At 29.5% G+C, this 17,341-nt stretch carries 18 protein-coding genes and 2 pseudogenes; all 20 read left to right on the forward strand.

The window, feature by feature from the left end; all coding sequences use genetic code 11:
- Positions 1 to 2 precede the first annotated feature (2 nt).
- Positions 3 to 1,166 carry a stage III sporulation protein AE gene (spoIIIAE, locus tag CLMAG_RS06100; protein WP_066619409.1) on the forward strand — a complete coding sequence of 388 codons (1,164 nt, stop codon included), beginning with the start codon at positions 3 to 5 and terminating at the stop codon, positions 1,164 to 1,166.
- Between the two features lie 31 nt (positions 1,167 to 1,197).
- A complete protein-coding gene (spoIIIAF, locus tag CLMAG_RS06105; RefSeq protein ID WP_066619411.1) occupies positions 1,198 to 1,785 on the forward strand; it encodes a stage III sporulation protein AF in 588 nt (195 codons plus the stop codon).
- 83 nt (positions 1,786 to 1,868) lie between these two features.
- Complete coding sequence (gene spoIIIAG / locus CLMAG_RS06110) at positions 1,869 to 2,516, forward strand: stage III sporulation protein AG (protein ID WP_066619413.1); 648 nt, start codon at positions 1,869 to 1,871, stop codon at positions 2,514 to 2,516.
- 59 nt (positions 2,517 to 2,575) lie between these two features.
- Complete coding sequence (locus CLMAG_RS06115; protein WP_066619415.1) at positions 2,576 to 3,085, forward strand: SpoIIIAH-like family protein; 510 nt, start codon at positions 2,576 to 2,578, stop codon at positions 3,083 to 3,085.
- Between the two features lie 216 nt (positions 3,086 to 3,301).
- Positions 3,302 to 3,694 (forward strand): Asp23/Gls24 family envelope stress response protein, encoded by a 393-nt coding sequence (locus tag CLMAG_RS06120; RefSeq protein ID WP_066619417.1) that lies wholly within the window; start codon positions 3,302 to 3,304, stop codon positions 3,692 to 3,694.
- A gap of 152 nt (positions 3,695 to 3,846) precedes the next feature.
- Complete coding sequence (nusB, locus tag CLMAG_RS06125) at positions 3,847 to 4,320, forward strand: transcription antitermination factor NusB (protein ID WP_066619419.1); 474 nt, start codon at positions 3,847 to 3,849, stop codon at positions 4,318 to 4,320.
- 65 nt (positions 4,321 to 4,385) lie between these two features.
- Positions 4,386 to 5,585 carry an exodeoxyribonuclease VII large subunit gene (xseA, locus tag CLMAG_RS06130; RefSeq protein WP_066619421.1) on the forward strand — a complete coding sequence of 400 codons (1,200 nt, stop codon included), beginning with the start codon at positions 4,386 to 4,388 and terminating at the stop codon, positions 5,583 to 5,585.
- Between the two features lie 57 nt (positions 5,586 to 5,642).
- Positions 5,643 to 5,861, forward strand: a complete 219-nt coding sequence (locus tag CLMAG_RS06135) for an exodeoxyribonuclease VII small subunit (protein ID WP_066619424.1) — start codon at positions 5,643 to 5,645, stop codon at positions 5,859 to 5,861.
- 63 nt (positions 5,862 to 5,924) lie between these two features.
- The gene (locus tag CLMAG_RS06140) at positions 5,925 to 6,812 is read left to right on the forward strand and encodes a polyprenyl synthetase family protein (RefSeq protein WP_066619426.1); all 888 of its coding nucleotides are present in this window, start codon (positions 5,925 to 5,927) and stop codon (positions 6,810 to 6,812) included.
- A gap of 189 nt (positions 6,813 to 7,001) precedes the next feature.
- On the forward strand, positions 7,002 to 8,864 hold the full coding sequence (gene dxs, locus CLMAG_RS06145) for a 1-deoxy-D-xylulose-5-phosphate synthase (protein ID WP_066619428.1): 1,863 nt from the start codon (positions 7,002 to 7,004) through the stop codon (positions 8,862 to 8,864).
- 2 nt (positions 8,865 to 8,866) lie between these two features.
- On the forward strand, positions 8,867 to 9,706 hold the full coding sequence (locus CLMAG_RS06150) for a TlyA family RNA methyltransferase (protein ID WP_423231059.1): 840 nt from the start codon (positions 8,867 to 8,869) through the stop codon (positions 9,704 to 9,706).
- Positions 9,703 to 10,574: pseudogene (locus tag CLMAG_RS31505) on the forward strand (NAD(+)/NADH kinase). The gene CLMAG_RS06150 and the pseudogene CLMAG_RS31505 overlap by 4 nt, the downstream one beginning before the upstream one ends.
- Positions 10,552 to 11,001 carry an arginine repressor gene (locus tag CLMAG_RS31510; protein WP_066619432.1) on the forward strand — a complete coding sequence of 150 codons (450 nt, stop codon included), beginning with the start codon at positions 10,552 to 10,554 and terminating at the stop codon, positions 10,999 to 11,001. The pseudogene CLMAG_RS31505 and the gene CLMAG_RS31510 overlap by 23 nt, the downstream one beginning before the upstream one ends.
- 17 nt (positions 11,002 to 11,018) lie before the next feature.
- Positions 11,019 to 12,712 (forward strand): annotated as a pseudogene (gene recN / locus CLMAG_RS06165) (DNA repair protein RecN).
- 250 nt (positions 12,713 to 12,962) lie between these two features.
- On the forward strand, positions 12,963 to 14,180 hold the full coding sequence (spoIVB, locus tag CLMAG_RS06170; RefSeq protein ID WP_066619434.1) for a SpoIVB peptidase: 1,218 nt from the start codon (positions 12,963 to 12,965) through the stop codon (positions 14,178 to 14,180).
- 244 nt (positions 14,181 to 14,424) lie between these two features.
- Entirely contained in the window at positions 14,425 to 15,240 is an 816-nt protein-coding gene (spo0A, locus tag CLMAG_RS06175) for a sporulation transcription factor Spo0A (RefSeq protein WP_066619436.1), read from the forward strand.
- 51 nt (positions 15,241 to 15,291) lie between these two features.
- Positions 15,292 to 15,528, forward strand: a complete 237-nt coding sequence (locus CLMAG_RS06180) for a hypothetical protein (RefSeq protein ID WP_242872937.1) — start codon at positions 15,292 to 15,294, stop codon at positions 15,526 to 15,528.
- Between the two features lie 287 nt (positions 15,529 to 15,815).
- Entirely contained in the window at positions 15,816 to 16,337 is a 522-nt protein-coding gene (locus CLMAG_RS06185; protein WP_066619441.1) for an NUDIX hydrolase, read from the forward strand.
- Between the two features lie 69 nt (positions 16,338 to 16,406).
- Positions 16,407 to 17,057 (forward strand): stage II sporulation protein M, encoded by a 651-nt coding sequence (spoIIM, locus tag CLMAG_RS06190; protein WP_066619443.1) that lies wholly within the window; start codon positions 16,407 to 16,409, stop codon positions 17,055 to 17,057.
- A complete protein-coding gene (locus CLMAG_RS06195; RefSeq protein WP_066619445.1) occupies positions 17,054 to 17,275 on the forward strand; it encodes an endonuclease III in 222 nt (73 codons plus the stop codon). Before spoIIM ends, CLMAG_RS06195 begins: the two co-directional genes overlap by 4 nt.
- The last annotated feature ends 66 nt before the right edge of the window (positions 17,276 to 17,341 follow it).

The following is a 17,341-nucleotide window of genomic DNA, read 5'->3' on the forward strand; positions in this document are numbered from 1 at the left end:
ATATGAAAAAGATTATATTTGTTTTGTTCATGATTCTTATAACATCTTTTAATGTACAAGCTAAGGAAAATAGTAATGTTACCAATATTATTGAAAATAAAGCAGCAAGTGAACAAATAGAGAGCTTTTATGATTATGTGTCAAACACTAAATCAAAATATGAACTGCTTAAGGATATAGATATCAAAACTTATGTTAAGGATTTTATGAAAACGGGAGATGGAAAAATATCAACTAAAAAGTTAATAAATGCTGTAGGCATATATGCAGTTAAAGAACTAGCAGCCTCAATAAAATTACTAGCACTTTTAGTTATAATTGCGCTTATATGCTCATTGCTTACTAATTTGCAGAAGGCATTTAGTAATGAAAGCTTGTCTAACATAGCGTACTTTGCTTGCTACTCTCTTTTAATAATAATAATGGCTAAAAGTTTTTATATCGGGGTAGATATAGCTAGATCTACTATAAAGGAAATGACTGATTTTATGACAGCTTTAGTACCTATTTTGATAATGCTTATAGCCAGTGTAGGTGGATTTGTAGAGGCAGCAGTTATGGATCCTATAGTTATAGGAGCTATAACTATAAGTGCCAAGATATTTATGGATGTAATAATTCCAATAATATGTATGGCTTTTGTACTTCAATTTGTAAATAATATGTCATCGGAATATAAAATAAATAAACTCACAAAACTTTTAAATCAGATAGCGCTGTGGATGCAGGGAATAATAATGACAGTGTTTATAGGTATTATTACTATAAGAGGAATTACTGCCAAGACAATTGATCAAGTCACTGCAAAAACTGCTAAATTTGCAGTAGATAACTTTGTACCAATAGTAGGAAAAAGCCTATCAGATGCTATATCAGCAGTGGCTGGGTATTCAATATTATTGAAAAATGCTTTGAGCAGCTTTGGACTTATAGCAATTATAGTCATAATGCTATTTCCTATAATTAAGCTTTTTATTATGTCATTTTTGTATAAGCTTACTGCAGCTTTAATAGAGCCTATAAGTGATGGACGACTAGTTAACTGTATAAATTCTGCAGGAGAATCAATTGTACTTGTGGCATCTTGCTTAATATGTGTTTCTGTTATGTTTTTCTTAATGATAGCTATTATTGCTTCTGCAGGAAAAGCAATGATAGGGGGATGATCTAAAAACAGATGAAGGAGGGTGATAAACATTGCTACAAGCACTTAGAGAATGGCTTATAACTATTTGCACAGCGATATTTTTTATCACAGCAGTAGAAATAGTACTTCCAGATAACAGTACGAAAAAATATGCTAAATTCGTATTAGGGTTAATTCTAATTACAGTTTTCATCAATCCAATAATAAAATTATTTGATAGAAATTTCGATATAAATACCTATACAACTGATGTGATTCAAAATTTTGATAAAGGGAAAACTGAAAATGAATTTAGGCAGTATCAGGAAAAAAATTTAAGTTCCACTCTAGAGGTATTTAAATTAAATCTACAAACTAGCTGCGAAAAAAAGTTAAAAGAAAAGTATCCAGATAGTAATTATAAAGTTGAAGCAGATGCATCTTACGATAGTGAAAATGACAAAATTGTCATAAAAGATATTAGAGTTGGAGTTAAAGAAGGAGGCATTGAAAAGATTAAAAAGATTCAAATTGGCGGCGATGCTAAATCCGTTAACAGTAGTGACAATATGGATAATGAGAAAAGCATGGAGATTAAAAAGTATTTAAGTAATGAACTAAATGTTTCTAAAGATGTAATTCAGATATATAAACTTTAGGAACTATATTGCGTAAACTTTGGTTTTACAATTTTAACATCACATGTGAAGTTAGAAAAAAAGATAAAAAGGAGAGAAAAATAATGGATTTTAAAAAGTGGTTAGAAAAGCTTAAAAAGAGTGATGAAGACAAAGATGCTTTAGGGAAAAAGGTTATGCCTAACTTGTTGATTCTACTTTTAGCTGGAGTCTTAATGGTTATGATGGTGAGTTCTTATAAGTCTACAAGCTTGCCGAGTGTTCAAGCTTTAAACTCTAATGGAGACAGTAATAAAGGAGACAGCAAAGCAGATGGAAATGCAGCTACAACTACATCTGCAGATAAAGTATCTCAAGATTATGAAACTGCAGTACAAGATAAATTAAAACAAACTTTAGAAAAAATTGATGGTGTCGGTAAAGTTGATGTTATGATAAGTTTTGAAAGTGGAGAAGAGCAGGTACCAGCTGTTAATATTAATGACTCTACTAGTACTACAGAGGAGAAGGATACTGAAGGAGGAACAAGAAATACTACACAGAAGAATAATGGCAGTACTGTAGTTATTACAAACGAAGGGGATAAATCTGAACCTCTTATAGTTAAAAAATATAAGCCAAGAGTTACAGGAGTTTGTGTTGTAGCAGAAGGTGCTGAAGAAAAGGTTACAGAGCTTAGAATATCAAAGGCAGTGGTAAACCTATTCAGTATTCCTGAAAATAAAGTTAATGTTTATCCTATGAAAAAGTAGTATATAAATTATTTCTTGAGCATATAATTTTTTTAGAAAGGTAGATAGGGGGAATAAAAATGAATAAAAAACAAGCTGTAATAATTGGGACTCTTTTAGTTCTTATCGTTTGTGCGGGGGTGCTTGCAACAAAGTTAAATAGTCCACTATATGTAAATGGGGTAGATAGTGGGAAGACAAACAGTGCAGTATCATTTAATAATAGTGACAAGAAAAATAATCAATCTCAATTCTTTGATGAAACTAAGTTAACTCGTGATCAGAAAAATGCCACCACATTACAAACCTTAAAGACTTTGATTGATGACAAAAATGTATCTAAAGAAAATAGGGACGAGGCCGCTAAACAGTATACTCAATTAGCCATGAACACTAACTATGAATCTAAAATAGAAACTACTTTAAAGGCAAAAGGTTATGAAGATGTAATTTGTTCCATAGAAGATAACAAGGCAAGAATAATAGTCAAAGGTAAAGACAAACTAACTGATAAGGATACAAGGGAAATTAAAAATGTAGTTTTGGGAATAGCAAAGATACAAGAAGTAGAAATTACAACTAAGCAGTAAATAAATTGAATAAGTTTTTGAACATATACATTAAGTCTTTCGTAGTTTAAGATAGAATATCTATTTTAAAATGTGAAAGACTTAATACTTCTTTACAAATAAATTGTTATATAAAACCTAAATGACACATTCTTTGTTTGTAAAAGAAAAATCTATTTGGTATAATGTACATAAGGTTACCTTATGAATGATGTCAAAAACCTAGGGGGTACAAGAATGGAAGAAAATATAAACAATGAAATTGACTTAGGTATTGTAAAAATATCTGACGAAGTTGTTGGCGTAATAGCAGGTCTAGCTACTACCGAGGTAAAAGGAATAGTTGGTATGAGTGCTAGTCTTGTAGGTGGCATAACTCAGATATTGGCAGGTAAGAAAAACCTATCAAAGGGTGTTAAAGTAAGTGTTGGAGAAAATAGTGCAGCTATTGATTTGTATGTAGTAGTAGAGTATGGCGTAAAAATACCAGATATAGCTGTGGAAGTTCAGGAAAATGTAAAGAAAGCAGTTGAGTCAATGACAGGACTTAATGTTTCTGCAGTAAACATACATGTGCAGAATGTCATGATTCCTAAAACTGAAGATGCTATTGAAGAGATGGAAGAGTAATTTGATCACCCTCTGTATTCAGAGGGTGTTTCCATGTGTAAAAAAATAACCTATATAGTGTACTTGAACTAGTACAATAGTTTAAGTATAATTATATCTAAAATGACAATAATTAATTGTAGAAGAATACTTAGCCAAATTAGGAGGAAAAAATGAATAGAAGAAAATCAAGAGAGTTAGTAATGAAATTATTATTTCAGATGACTATAAATAAGGAAGACTTTAAGGACGTTATAGCAAACTTAAAGGAAAATATAGAAGTAGATAATATTGAGATTATTAATGAAGAAACAGGGTTGCCTGCAAAAAAAGAACTAACTTCGGAAGATATTGATTTAAAAGATATAGATATGGAATATGTTATTAGGGTGCTTAAAGGTGTTCAGGAAAATAAAGATGCACTAGATGTAGAAATTGAAAAGTATCTTAAAAACTGGAAGTTGAATAGACTTTCAAAAATAGATATAACTATATTAAGAGTATGTACATATGAATTTTTATATGAAAATGAAATTCCAAACAATGTTTCTATAAATGAAGCAGTTGAGCTTGCTAAAAGATATTCTGCTGACAAATCAGCATCATTTATAAATGGAGTTCTTGGAAGTATGATAAAGGATAAATAGGTTTTTTAAGCTAACTGTGTTTTTCTTTAGGGAAAAATAATATATTAAGAGAAGGTAGAAATAGTATGTATATTAAAACCTTGACAGTGTCTGCATTAAACAACTACATAAAAAAGGTATTAGATAGTGACTTTATATTATCTAATTCTAATATAACAGGTGAACTTTCTAACTTTAAAATTCATAGCAGTGGACATATATATTTTTCTTTAAAGGATCAGCACAGTAAAATAAATTGTATTATGTTTAGAAGTGCGGCGAAAGAGTTAAAGTTTATGCCTGAAAATGGTATGAAAGTAGTAGTTAAGGGAAGAGTTTCTGTTTATGAGAAGGATGGAGCTTATCAGCTTTACTGTGATGAAATGAAGCCTGAAGGTATGGGTGAACTTTATATAGCCTTTGAAAAGCTAAAAAGTAAGCTTCAAAACCAAGGGCTATTTAATGAGGAACATAAAAGACCTATACCACTATACGCAAATAAAATTGGGGTTATAACATCACCAACAGGAGCGGCCATTAAGGACATTATAAATGTAACGAAAAGAAGAAATAGAAATGTTGAAATTATAATATATCCAGCATTAGTGCAGGGGATTAATGCTAGTAGAGATATAATAAAGGGAATAGAGACACTAAATGGAATAGATGATATAGATATTATAATACTAGCTAGAGGTGGAGGATCTATTGAAGAGCTTTGGTGTTTTAATGATGAATCCCTAGCCTTAGCTGTTTATAATTCAAAGAAACCTATAATAACTGGTGTAGGACATGAAATTGATTATACAATAGTGGATTTTGTAGGTGACAGAAGAGCTCCAACACCTTCTGCAGCAGCAGAAATTGCTGTGTTTAATTTAGAGGAATTTAAGAATAAAATTTTATCATATAAAAATACTATGAGCGTAATTGTAAATATGATTTTAATGGAGAAGAGAAGTAAATTAGATTTAATGAAGAAAAATTTAAGTGCCAACAGCCCTAGGGTACTTATAGTAAATGAATACAATAATATAGATAGATTAAGAGAAATAATTACTATAAAAATAAAAAGAAGAATAGAAAAAGATAAAGAAAGATTAGTTAAAGCTAATGCCTTACTTTCAGCTCATAACCCCTTAAATGTATTAAATAAAGGCTATGCTATAATTGAAGATGAGAATAGAAATATAATAAGCAAGGTAGCTGTTTTAAAAGAAGCAAGTAGTGTAAAGGTAACATTGAAAGATGGAAGTACGGAAATAAAGTTAATTAATGAAAACTAAGATGAGTTTTTAGTTTTTTTTCAATTCTTAGTATCTTAGCTTAAGAGGAGTGAGATTATGCCTAGAAAAAGTGAATCCTATGAAAATATGATGGAAAAGCTTGAAGAGATAGTAAATATTATGGATAATAGGGAACTTTCGCTGGAAGAAAGCATGAAGAAATATGAAGAGGGCATAAAACTGTGCAACAAATTATATAAGACCTTAAATGAAGCAGAAGGAAAAATAAAGTTGCTTACAGATGATGGAGAAAAGGATTTTCATGCTGAGCTTTAAATCATAATTGCTTTAAGTTACTTCTTTTTATTTTGGTATTAATTATGAATGGAGAAATGTGATATGAATAAGAAAAATGAAATCACAGTAGAGGGGTTAAGGACAGAAATTGATAATTGGCTTGACGAGTATTTTAAAAACAAAGGATCATATAATAAAAAAGTTTATGAAGCTATGTCCTATAGTTTAAATGCTGGTGGAAAAAGAATAAGGCCATTACTTTTTATACTTACTTATATGCTTTATAAAGAAGACTATAAGGAAGTTTTGCCAGTAGCAGCAGCATTAGAAATGATCCATACCTATTCTTTAATACATGATGATTTACCATGTATGGATAATGATGATTTAAGAAGAGGAAAACCTACAAATCATAAAGTATTTGGTGAGGCCATTGCAGTATTAGCAGGAGATGGACTTTTAAATGAAGCCATGAATATAATGTTTAAATATTGTATGGAGAAGGATAGAAGTGCAATTAAGGCCTGTAGAATGATTGCAGAAAGTTCAGGAGTAGAGGGAATGATAGGAGGGCAGACTGTTGATATATTAAGTGAAAATACTAAAATACCAATAGATCAGCTCTACTATATGCATAGTAAAAAAACAGGTGCATTAATAAAAGCTGCAATACTTGCAGGGGCAATATCCGCTCAAGCACCAGAAATAGAAATAAAAAATTTAGATTATTACGGACAAAAGCTTGGATTAGCTTTTCAAATAAAAGATGATATTTTAGACATAGTTGGAGATACAGAGGTACTGGGTAAAAAAGCAAAAAGTGATTTAGATAATAATAAGACTACTTTTATTACAACTTATGGACTAAATAAGTGTATAGAAATGTGTAACTCATTAATTGGGGAATGTCTAGAAGTTTTAGATACTTTAAAAGGTGATAATTCTAAATTAAAGGATATCACATTATTTCTACTAAACAGAGAAAAATAATATTATAATGAAAATATTATGACTTTATAAGCAAGTCTAAATGGAATAATAAAAAGAGTAATACTGAACAGTAAATTATTATTTTATCAATAGTAATTTGCTGAAGTATTTCTCTTTTATCTGATATGCTACTAAAGAAAGTCAATGTATTAGTAGCTTTTATTATATTTTTTAAAAGGATAGATGAGAATGTCTAATTTGTTGGATAATTATAAAAATATCAATGATATAAAGAATATGTCAATTAAAGAAAAAGAACAGTTAGCAAAAGAAATAAGATTGTTTTTAATAGATAAGGTTTCTAAAACAGGAGGACATCTTGCGTCTAATTTGGGAGTAGTAGAACTTACATTAAGCCTATTTGATGTGCTTGATTTAAATAAAGATAAGCTCATTTGGGATGTAGGACATCAAGCATATATTCATAAAATACTTACAGGAAGAAAAGATAAGTTTGAGACTCTTAGGCAATTTGGAGGTTTAAGCGGATTTCCAAAGAGATCTGAAAGTATATATGATTTCTTTGAAACCGGTCACAGCAGTACGTCCATATCAGCAGCCCTTGGTATGGCAAGAGCTAGAGATTTAAGAAATGAAAATTCAGAAGTAGTAGCTGTAATAGGTGATGGAGCTTTAACTGGAGGAATGGCATTAGAAGCATTAAATGATGTTGGTTATAGAAAAACTAAACTTATTATAATATTAAATGACAATCAGATGTCTATTGGAAGAAATGTAGGTGGGTTATCTACATATTTAAGTAAATTAAGAATAGATCCTAAATACAATAAATTTAAAGAGGAAATAGAAAGTACTATAAAAAGGATTCCTAATATAGGGAAAGGTATGGCAAAATATCTTGAAAGAATAAAGAATGGTATAAAACAAATGTTAGTACCAGGAATGTTTTTTGAGGATATGGGCATAAAGTACCTAGGACCTATTGATGGGCATAATATAAAAGAAGTAACAGAAGTACTAGATAGAGCAAAAAATATTAAAGGGCCAGTTATATTACATGTAATAACTAAAAAAGGAAAAGGGTATGAATTCGCAGAAAAAAATCCAGGGAAATTTCATGGAATAGGACCTTTCCATTGTGATAGTGGTGAATTGTGTGTCACTTCCTGTGATACTTATTCAAAAGCCTTTGGAGATGAGATTATAGAGCTTGCTGAAGAGAATAATAGTATAGTAGGCATAACAGCTGCTATGAGAGATGGAACAGGTTTTAATAAATTTGCTGAAAGGTTTCCTGATAGGTTTTTCGATGTTGGAATTGCAGAACAGCATGCTGTAACACTAGCCGCTGGTATGTCTAAAGAAGGGTTAAAACCTATTTTTGCAGTGTACTCTACTTTCCTTCAAAGGGCTTATGATCAAATTCTACATGATATTTGCATACAGAAGCTTCCTGTTATATTTGCCATAGATAGAGCTGGTATAGTTGGCGATGATGGAGAAACCCATCAGGGTGTCTTTGATTTATCATATTTAACCCATATGCCAAATATGACAGTTATGTCACCTAAGTGTATACCGGAACTTAAATATATGTTTAAGTGGGCAGTTAACCAAAATTGTCCTATAGCTATAAGATATCCAAGGGGTGGAGATAATGCTGGCCTACAATTAGAGCCTATAAAAAACTTCAAGCCTGGAAGTTGGGAAGTATTACATGGAGAAGGTAAAATAGCTCTAATTGCACAGGGGAAAATGGTTCAACATGCACTATTAGTAAAAGAAAAGTTAAAAAAGAGTGGAATCAATGTTAGAGTTATAAATGCCTGTTTTATAAAACCACTAGATAAAAAGTTGCTGGAAGATTTAGTTGAGGAAGAAGTTAATTTAGTAACTATAGAGGATAATGTACTACGTGGAGGTTTAGGTTCTTATATACTTGAGTACGTAAATTCTTTAGATAAGAAAGTAAAAATATTAAATCTTGGATTTAAAGATGAATTTATACCACATGGAAAAACCGATATTTTATATAAATTATATGGTTTAGATCCAGAGGGAATTATAAAAAGCATATTGAAAATAGTTTAAGTGTGAAGGAGTTTACTATGTCAGAAACAAAAGATAGGTTAGACATTCTATTAGTTAAAAAGGGTATTTTTACTTCTAGAGAGAGAGCTAGAGCAAGTATAATGGCAGGACAAATATTTATAGATGGTCAAAGATTTGATAAGTGTGGGGAAAAGGTTAAAGAAAGTTCCAATATTGAGTTTAAAGGTGAGGAATTACCATTTGTAAGTCGAGGAGGATTAAAGCTTCAGAAAGCTGTCAAAAATTTTAATATAGACTTGAAGGATAAAGTATGTTTTGACATAGGTGCCTCTACTGGAGGTTTTACAGATTGTATGCTTCAAAATGGAGCAAAAAAGGTTTTTTCTATAGATGTTGGATATGGCCAGTTTGCATGGAAGCTTAGAATTGATCCAAGAGTAGTGTGCATGGAAAGAACAAATGTAAGATATGTTACTCCAGAGGATATAGGTGAATATGGAGATTTTGCTAGCATAGATGTATCTTTCATATCTCTAAAAAAAGTAGTACCTACTGTTTTAAATCTACTCAATGAAAAAGGAAGAGTAATGGCTTTGATAAAACCACAATTTGAGGCAGGAAGAGAGAAAGTAGGGAAAAAGGGTGTAGTCAGAGAGAAATCAGTACATAAAGAGGTTATATGCGGAATTATAGATTTTTTAACAGAATCCAATGTTAAGATTATTGATCTGGATTATTCACCTATAAAAGGCCCGGAGGGTAATATGGAATATTTGGTTTATTTTACTAAGGAGAAAGATTTTGGTGAAAGTTTTAAACGAGAGGATATTGATAACAAGGTTAACTTAGCGCATCATGAGCTAAATGGGGAGGCACTATGAAAAACATAGGTATTAATGTGAATACGACAAAAGATCCAAATAAAAAAATGGTGGATATTGTAATTGAAACAATTAGAAAGAAAAATACTGATATTAATATTAGAGTTTATGAAGATTGTATGGGGTTAAACGAAATAGAGAGTTCTAAGCTAGATGTAATAATAGTATTAGGCGGCGATGGTACTATATTAAATACTTTAAGACATATGCACAAGCACAGTGTACCTATTCTAGGTATAAATATGGGACATTTAGGATTCTTGGCACAGGTAGATAATACCAATATCGATGTTGCAATTGAAAATCTTTTTGATGGAAAATACAGCATTGAAGAAAGAACAATGGTTGAATGTAGTTATCATGAGGGAGGAGAAACAAGAAATTACTGTGGCTTAAATGATGTAGTAATATATAAGGCACTTTCCTCAAGAATACAGAAGTATGAAGTGTTTATTAATGATAAGTTTTATAATACCTTTGATGCAGACGGCATTATGGTATGTACCTCAACTGGATCTACTGCTTATAATTTAGCTGCAGGAGGACCTATAATACATCCCGAACTTGATACATTGGCGTTAACACCAATGTATTCACAGTCTCCTGCATCAAGAACTATAGTATTAGACGGGAAAAGTAAGATAGCTGTAAAAGTTAGAAGAGATAATGAAATTGTTTTTCTATCAGCGGATGGTCAAGAATGGATAGAAACGGATAGTGCTAATGTGATAAATATTTTTAGATCAAAATACAAATGTAAATTGATAAAGTTCGCTGAAAATGACTATTTTACCACGTTAAGAAAAAAATTACGTATAGGGCAAAGGAATGTGAAGGTGAAGTATATGAAGGTAACAAGACATGCTAAAATACTTGAAATTATAAACTCTAAGGATATAGAAACACAGGAAGAACTTGCAGATGAACTTAGAAAAAGTGGCATGAATATTACACAAGCTACAGTTTCTAGGGATATAAAAGAACTAAAGCTTATAAAGGTTTTGTCAGAAAATGGTAAATATAAATATGCAACTATAATGCATACTGAAAACTTTCTATCAAACAAGCTTGTTAATATTTTTTCTCAAACTGTAATTGGTGTTGAAAATGTGGATAAGTTCGTAATTTTAAAAACCATATCTGGTTCAGCTTCAGCTGCAGCAGAAGCTATTGATTCGCTGAATTTTGATGGGATAGCAGGAACTATAGCAGGAGATAACACTATATTTGTATTAGCAAGAGATAATGAAAAAGCTCAAACTATAACTAGAAAAATGAAAAAAATGATTTCATAGTGGGAGGCTTTTAATATATGCTTCTTCAGTTAAATATAAAAAACTTTGCATTAATAGAGAACTTGACTATATCTTTTCATAAAGGTTTTAATGTACTTTCAGGTGAAACAGGAGCAGGTAAATCAATACTTATAGATGCTATAAACTTCGTGCTTGGAAGTAAATTTAATAAGGACTTGATAAGGACAGGAGAAGATAAAACTTTTGTAGAGGCTATTTTTACCGTTGAAAACCCTAAGACAATAGAAATTCTTAGAGAATTAGACGTAGAATTAGAAGATTTAATTATAATAAGTAGAGAAACCTTTCAAACTGGTAAAAGTATTGCAAAAGTTAATGGAAAATCAATATTATTATCCACTCTAAAATTGATAAGCAGCACTTTGCTAGACATTCATGGACAGCATGAAAATCAAAATTTACTTATGGCTGAAAATCATATTTTATATGTTGATTATTATGGCGAAGATAACATAAAAAAAATACTAAATAACTATAAAGAAAAGTATGATAAGTTAAATATAGTAAAAAATAAGATAGATGAATTATTGGGAAAAAATGGAGATAAAGAAAAACTTTCGGATTTTTTAAAATACCAGATTGATGAAATTAATACTGCTAATTTAAAAGAAAGTGAAGAAGAAGAATTAGAAGAAAAGTATAAAATGCTTTCTAATGCAGAAAAAATAAATAAAACCCTAACAGGGTGCTATATGAATCTGTATAGTGGAGATGAAGATACAGCCTCTATTTACGATAGTCTAGGTATTGTCATAAAAGAACTTGCATTAGTACAGAGTAATTTACCAAAGGTAAAGGAAATATGCAATTCTCTTCAAGAGGCCTATTATAATATAGAAGGAAATATAGAGCAAATAAGAAATATTAAAGATAATATTTATTATGATGAAAAAGAATTAGAGTTTATAAACAGCAGAATCTATCAAATAAATGGATTTAAAAAGAAATATGGTAAAACTATTAAGGAAATTATTCAGTATAAAGATAAAATTAAAGCTCAATATGAAGAATTAGTAAATAGTAGTGAAATAGTAGAAAAATTAAAAAAGAAAAAGGTAAACTAAAAGAAGAATTAAAAATTGAGGGTGAAAAATTACATATTGAGAGATGTAAAATAGCAGAAAAATTAGAGATAAAAATAAAAAATGAACTAGACTTTGTTGGACTTGAAAAAAGTTTATTTAAGATAAATGTAGACTTAGAAGATAAATTTACTCATAATGGTATGAATAAAGTACAATTTGTTATATCTACAAATCCTGGAGAACCACTAAAACCGTTGGAAAAGGTTGTATCAGGAGGAGAACTTTCAAGAATAATGTTAGCTTTAAAGACCGTATTTGTAGATAAAGATCAAATACCTACAGTTATATTCGATGAAATAGATACTGGAATTAGTGGTAGAATAGCTCAGGCTGTAGCTGAAAAAATGTATTCCATATCAAACAAGCATCAAGTATTTTGTGTTACTCATCTTCCGCAAATTGCTTGTATATCTGATGTACATTATTGGGTATCGAAGGAGATTAAGGACGAAAAAACCTACACTAGAGTTAGAGAAATGAATAGAGAAGAAAAAGAATATGAAATAGCTAGAATGATAGGTGGCTCTGAAGTTACAAGACTTACACTTGAACATGCAAAAGAGTTGATTAATATGGCCGATTCTAAAAAGGTAAATAAAGTATGAAATTAAAAAAGACTGTGATTTTCCAGTCTTTTGTTTTTTTGTGGTAAATTTTAAAAAATTATTTTTAAAATTGTAATTAATTTCTTAGAAATGATGCAAACTATGTGTATTACTAAAAGTTTATGATTAACATAAATTTAGTTTTTAAATCAAAGTATTAACTTTAATTGAAAGTATATATTAGCATAATAAAAGTTTTTGAAGGGCAACTTAAATATATGAAAATGCAATAAAGACAGGAGGTTAAAGCATGGGAAAAAGAATAAAAAGTATGATGTGCTGGATAATAATTCCTATCCTGTTGATTACATTAGTTGCCTATTATAAAGTGCAAAATATACCAACAACTATATTTATAAGAGAAGGTCAAAATATAAAATCAGATACCTTGGTTAAGGTTTGTGAGCAAAGACAAAATAAAAATCTAATAAATAAAGTTGAAAAGGATAGAAAAGCAAGTGTAAATGTATTAGGCGTTTTTCCTATAAAATCTGTGTCTATAAAATCAGTAAGTAATGATGTAGTTTTATATCCAGGAGGTCAACCAATTGGAGTAAAATTAAGTACAAAAGGAGTCTTGGTAGTAGCTTTATCGGATATAAAAACAGATGGTGGTAAAATAACTAGTCCTGCTGCTATAGCGGGTATACAAATAGGTGATAATATTATAAAAATAAATGGGTTAACAATGAAAAATTCAGAGCAAACCCAAAATGAAATTAATAACTGTGAAGGTAAGAATTTAAAGGTATTAATCGAGAGAAAAGGCGAACAAATAGAGACAGTAATAAAACCTGTAAAGAGTTCAGATGATAATAAATACAAAGTAGGGTTATGGATAAGGGATTCTACAGCTGGGGTTGGAACATTGACTTTTTATGATGAAAGAAGTGGTATTTTTGCAGCTTTAGGTCATCCTATTACAGATGTGGATACAGGTACTATTTTGAATATAAATTCAGGTGAAATAATATCGTCATCTATTATATCAGTTAAAAAGGGCTTAAGAGGAAGTCCAGGAGAATTAAAAGGTATATTTGTTAACGAAGAAGATACATTAGGTCAAATACAAAAAAATACGGAATGTGGTATATTTGGGAAAACTGAAACTAAATTGACTAATAAATCTAGTAAGCCTATGAAAGTGGCACTGAGAAATGAAATAAAAGAAGGACCTGCCAAAATTTTAACTACAATAGATGGAGAAGAGCCTAAGTTTTATGATATACAAATAGAAAAACTCTTGGCGCAAGATAATCCAGGGCCTAAAAGTATGGTTATAAGAGTAACTGATCAAAAACTTTTGGAAAAAACTGGAGGAATTGTTCAAGGGATGAGTGGTAGTCCTATAATACAGGATAACAAAATAGTCGGAGCAGTAACACATGTATTAATAAATAAGCCTGATGTAGGTTATGGAATATATATAGAGTGGATGTTAAAGGATGCAAACATTTTATCAAAATAGCTTATTAGTAAAGACTTATTATCATAAAATGGAAAAATGTCATAAAAAATTAAAATAAATACAAAAACTATGGTAAATTAAAGGTAAATCATTGTATAATATAAAGATAGCATAAAATATGCTATCTTTTAAATTTGAAAATATATCAAAAAAAATTTTCTCATAAGAAGGAATTAAACTTCTTTTGTCGAATTTATTATTTGTTAAGATATGGGAATTAATAAGATAAAGGGGAGTAATAAATATGGAAGAATCAAAAATAAGTGTAATTATTGCAGATGATAACAAAGAGTTTTGTAATATTCTAAATGATTACCTTTTAAATCAGAGAGATATCGTGGTTACAGGAATTGCAAAAGATGGAATAGAAGCTTTAAAGCTTATAGAAGAAAAGAAGCCGGATTTAGTAGTATTAGATATTATAATGCCGCATCTTGATGGTCTTGGAGTTTTAGAGAGATTAAATAGTATGAATATAAGTCCTATGCCAAGAATAATAGTTCTTTCTGCAGTTGGTCAGGATAAAATTACCCAAAGAGCTATTACACTGGGAGCAGATTACTATGTAGTGAAGCCTTTTGATATGGATGTGTTTACCAAAAGGATAAGACAAATGTTTAATAACACTATAAGCAGTGGAGATGAGACAAGGAAAACTGTAGCAATAATTGATACAACAGAAATAAAATTTACTAAGACTGAACCTACAAATTTAGAGCAAGAAATAACAAATATTATTCATGAAATAGGAGTTCCTGCACATATTAAAGGATATATGTATTTAAGAGAAGCAATAACTATGGTTGTTAATAATATGGAACTTTTATCTGCAGTTACAAAAGAATTATATCCTTCAATAGCTAAGCAATATAATACTACAGCAAGTAGAGTGGAAAGAGCGATAAGACATGCGATTGAAGTGGCTTGGTCAAGAGGCCAAGTTGAAACAATAAATAAGATATTTGGCTATACAATACATAATGATAAAGGTAAGCCAACAAACTCAGAATTTATTGCAATGGTAGCGGATAAGTTAAGACTCAAAAATAAAGTAAGTTAGTACATCGAATTGAAGTCTTCTTATTCGTTAAATATGAATAAGAAGACTTTTTTGAATACTAGAATAACGTTTAATGACATACTATTAAACAAGGAAGGTGATAACATGATAATAGATTTAGAAATAGAAGAAATCAAAAACATAGAAAACTTAATAATAAGTAGAATTAATGATCTTAGAGATAAACTTACAGATGATACTGATAAAGAAGAGGAGCTAAAAGAGATTATAAGAGATTATAAGAGAATTGTACAAAAAATAGATGAACAATTATCGATAAATAAATAATATATGTTAAACAATTTAATATAGCCCCCCTAGGTCTTATATACTAGGGGGATTTATAAATTATTATATAAATATCTATATTGTAAAATTGTTCGTATTTTATAATATAGATATTTTTCTATTTGTAATTAACGCAAAGAAAAATAGTTTAGAATTTTATGAAAAATACTAAGATGAAAAAGGTTCCTTTAATTGACAACTAAAGGTTGAAAGTATAAAATTATTATTAAATTAAAAAGTAGATTAATATTATCGCTTAAACCAATAATATCTGGAGGTATAACATAATGGATTTTACTGAAAAAACTGTAGAGACTAAAAATATATTTAAAGGAAAAATTATTGATGTAAATTTACATACTGTTGAATTACCTAATGGAAGAAGAGCAAGTAGAGAAGTTGTAAATCATCCTGGTGGGGTAGCTATATTAGCCTATAAGGATGAGAATACTGTTATATTAGTAGAACAGTTTAGAAAACCTATAGAAAAAATTCTTTTGGAATTACCAGCAGGTAAGCTTGAAAAAGGTGAAGATATAGAGCTATGCGGTATAAGAGAATTGGAAGAAGAAACAGGTTATAAAGCTAAAGAATTTAAATATTTAGGTAAGATTGTTTCAAGTCCAGGATTCTGTGATGAATATATATACATATATATGGCTAAGGGATTGTATAAAGGTCAAGATGGCTTAGGTGATGAAGATGAATTTATAAATATAAGAGAAATAAAAATAGATAAGATAAAAGAAATGATAAAAAACGGGGAAATAATAGATTCTAAAACCATAAGTGCTTTTATGATGATATAAGTCAGTCATATAACTCTTTTGTTAGTCATAAATATTTAAAAGGTGGGTAAACAAAAGGGGGATGAAATTATGTCAGAAAACAAAATATTAGCTCTTATGAATAAGCATGTAGAAAATAACTTTTGGCTTTACGTAGTAAGTCTTTTGTGTGTTTGTACCGGAATAGTAATGGGAATATACAGTGTTAGATACATGGGTGGTTTTGAAAAGAGTGATCTTTTAAGTTATCTTAAAAATTTCAGTACTACTATTAACTCTGGTGGTATAAATTATAAATCTATTCTTATTGAAACAATTAAAAGTAATATACCTATTCTATTAGTTGTATGGTTTCTTGGACTTACTATGATAGGAATTCCAGTTATATTAATAATAGATATAATAAAGGGATTTACTATAGGTTTTAGTATAAGTTTTATAATAAACGGCATGGGTATTAAAGGTATGTGGTTTTCACTTCTAGGTGTATTACCTCAAAATATTATATATATTCCCTGCATAATATTTGCATCTGTGCTTGCTATGGAATTTTCTTTGACAATACTTAGAGACAGGGCTAATAGACAATGGACATCAAATATATGGGTCAGGATTACTTCCTATTCTTTTTCATTTATGATAGTAGTGATCCTTATGTTTATTGGATTTTTCATGGAAGCTTATATTACTCCTAATATGATCAAATTTATAGTAGCAAGTATTGGATGTGGTATATTATGAGTATAGATAAAGAATTTGGTGATTTTATAATAGTACTATTAAAGTGTTTTTTGATTCTTATATTTTTTGGATTGTTATTACCAAAAGTTCTAGACTATATTTTATATTACTTTATAAGTAAACCTAATGTTTACGATAATAGTATACTTGTTAATAATATTGTTAATAAGAATTTAGATATTATTTATAAATATATAACTGTTTTTAATGATTTTTAAGACTATAATAATACTATAAAGTGAAGTTTATTATAAATGATAAAAAAATAAGCAATTGACTATTGG

This window comes from Clostridium magnum DSM 2767 (assembly GCF_001623875.1).
Classification (GTDB): domain Bacteria; phylum Bacillota; class Clostridia; order Clostridiales; family Clostridiaceae; genus Clostridium_AM; species Clostridium_AM magnum.

What these genes read in the sequence shown, in the direction of transcription:
- spoIIIAE (WP_066619409.1), top strand. Translation starts at nt 3, where the DNA reads ATGAAAAAGATTATATTTGTTTTGTTCATGATTCTTATAACATCTTTT.
- spoIIIAG (WP_066619413.1), top strand. Translation starts at nt 1,869, where the DNA reads ATGGATTTTAAAAAGTGGTTAGAAAAGCTTAAAAAGAGTGATGAAGAC.
- CLMAG_RS06115 (WP_066619415.1), top strand. Translation starts at nt 2,576, where the DNA reads ATGAATAAAAAACAAGCTGTAATAATTGGGACTCTTTTAGTTCTTATC.
- CLMAG_RS06120 (WP_066619417.1), top strand. Translation starts at nt 3,302, where the DNA reads ATGGAAGAAAATATAAACAATGAAATTGACTTAGGTATTGTAAAAATA.
- nusB (WP_066619419.1), top strand. Translation starts at nt 3,847, where the DNA reads ATGAATAGAAGAAAATCAAGAGAGTTAGTAATGAAATTATTATTTCAG.
- xseA (WP_066619421.1), top strand. Translation starts at nt 4,386, where the DNA reads ATGTATATTAAAACCTTGACAGTGTCTGCATTAAACAACTACATAAAA.
- CLMAG_RS06135 (WP_066619424.1), top strand. Translation starts at nt 5,643, where the DNA reads ATGCCTAGAAAAAGTGAATCCTATGAAAATATGATGGAAAAGCTTGAA.
- CLMAG_RS06140 (WP_066619426.1), top strand. Translation starts at nt 5,925, where the DNA reads ATGAATAAGAAAAATGAAATCACAGTAGAGGGGTTAAGGACAGAAATT.
- dxs (WP_066619428.1), top strand. Translation starts at nt 7,002, where the DNA reads ATGTCTAATTTGTTGGATAATTATAAAAATATCAATGATATAAAGAAT.
- CLMAG_RS31510 (WP_066619432.1), top strand. Translation starts at nt 10,552, where the DNA reads ATGAAGGTAACAAGACATGCTAAAATACTTGAAATTATAAACTCTAAG.
- spoIVB (WP_066619434.1), top strand. Translation starts at nt 12,963, where the DNA reads ATGGGAAAAAGAATAAAAAGTATGATGTGCTGGATAATAATTCCTATC.
- spo0A (WP_066619436.1), top strand. Translation starts at nt 14,425, where the DNA reads ATGGAAGAATCAAAAATAAGTGTAATTATTGCAGATGATAACAAAGAG.
- CLMAG_RS06185 (WP_066619441.1), top strand. Translation starts at nt 15,816, where the DNA reads ATGGATTTTACTGAAAAAACTGTAGAGACTAAAAATATATTTAAAGGA.
- spoIIM (WP_066619443.1), top strand. Translation starts at nt 16,407, where the DNA reads ATGTCAGAAAACAAAATATTAGCTCTTATGAATAAGCATGTAGAAAAT.
- CLMAG_RS06195 (WP_066619445.1), top strand. Translation starts at nt 17,054, where the DNA reads ATGAGTATAGATAAAGAATTTGGTGATTTTATAATAGTACTATTAAAG.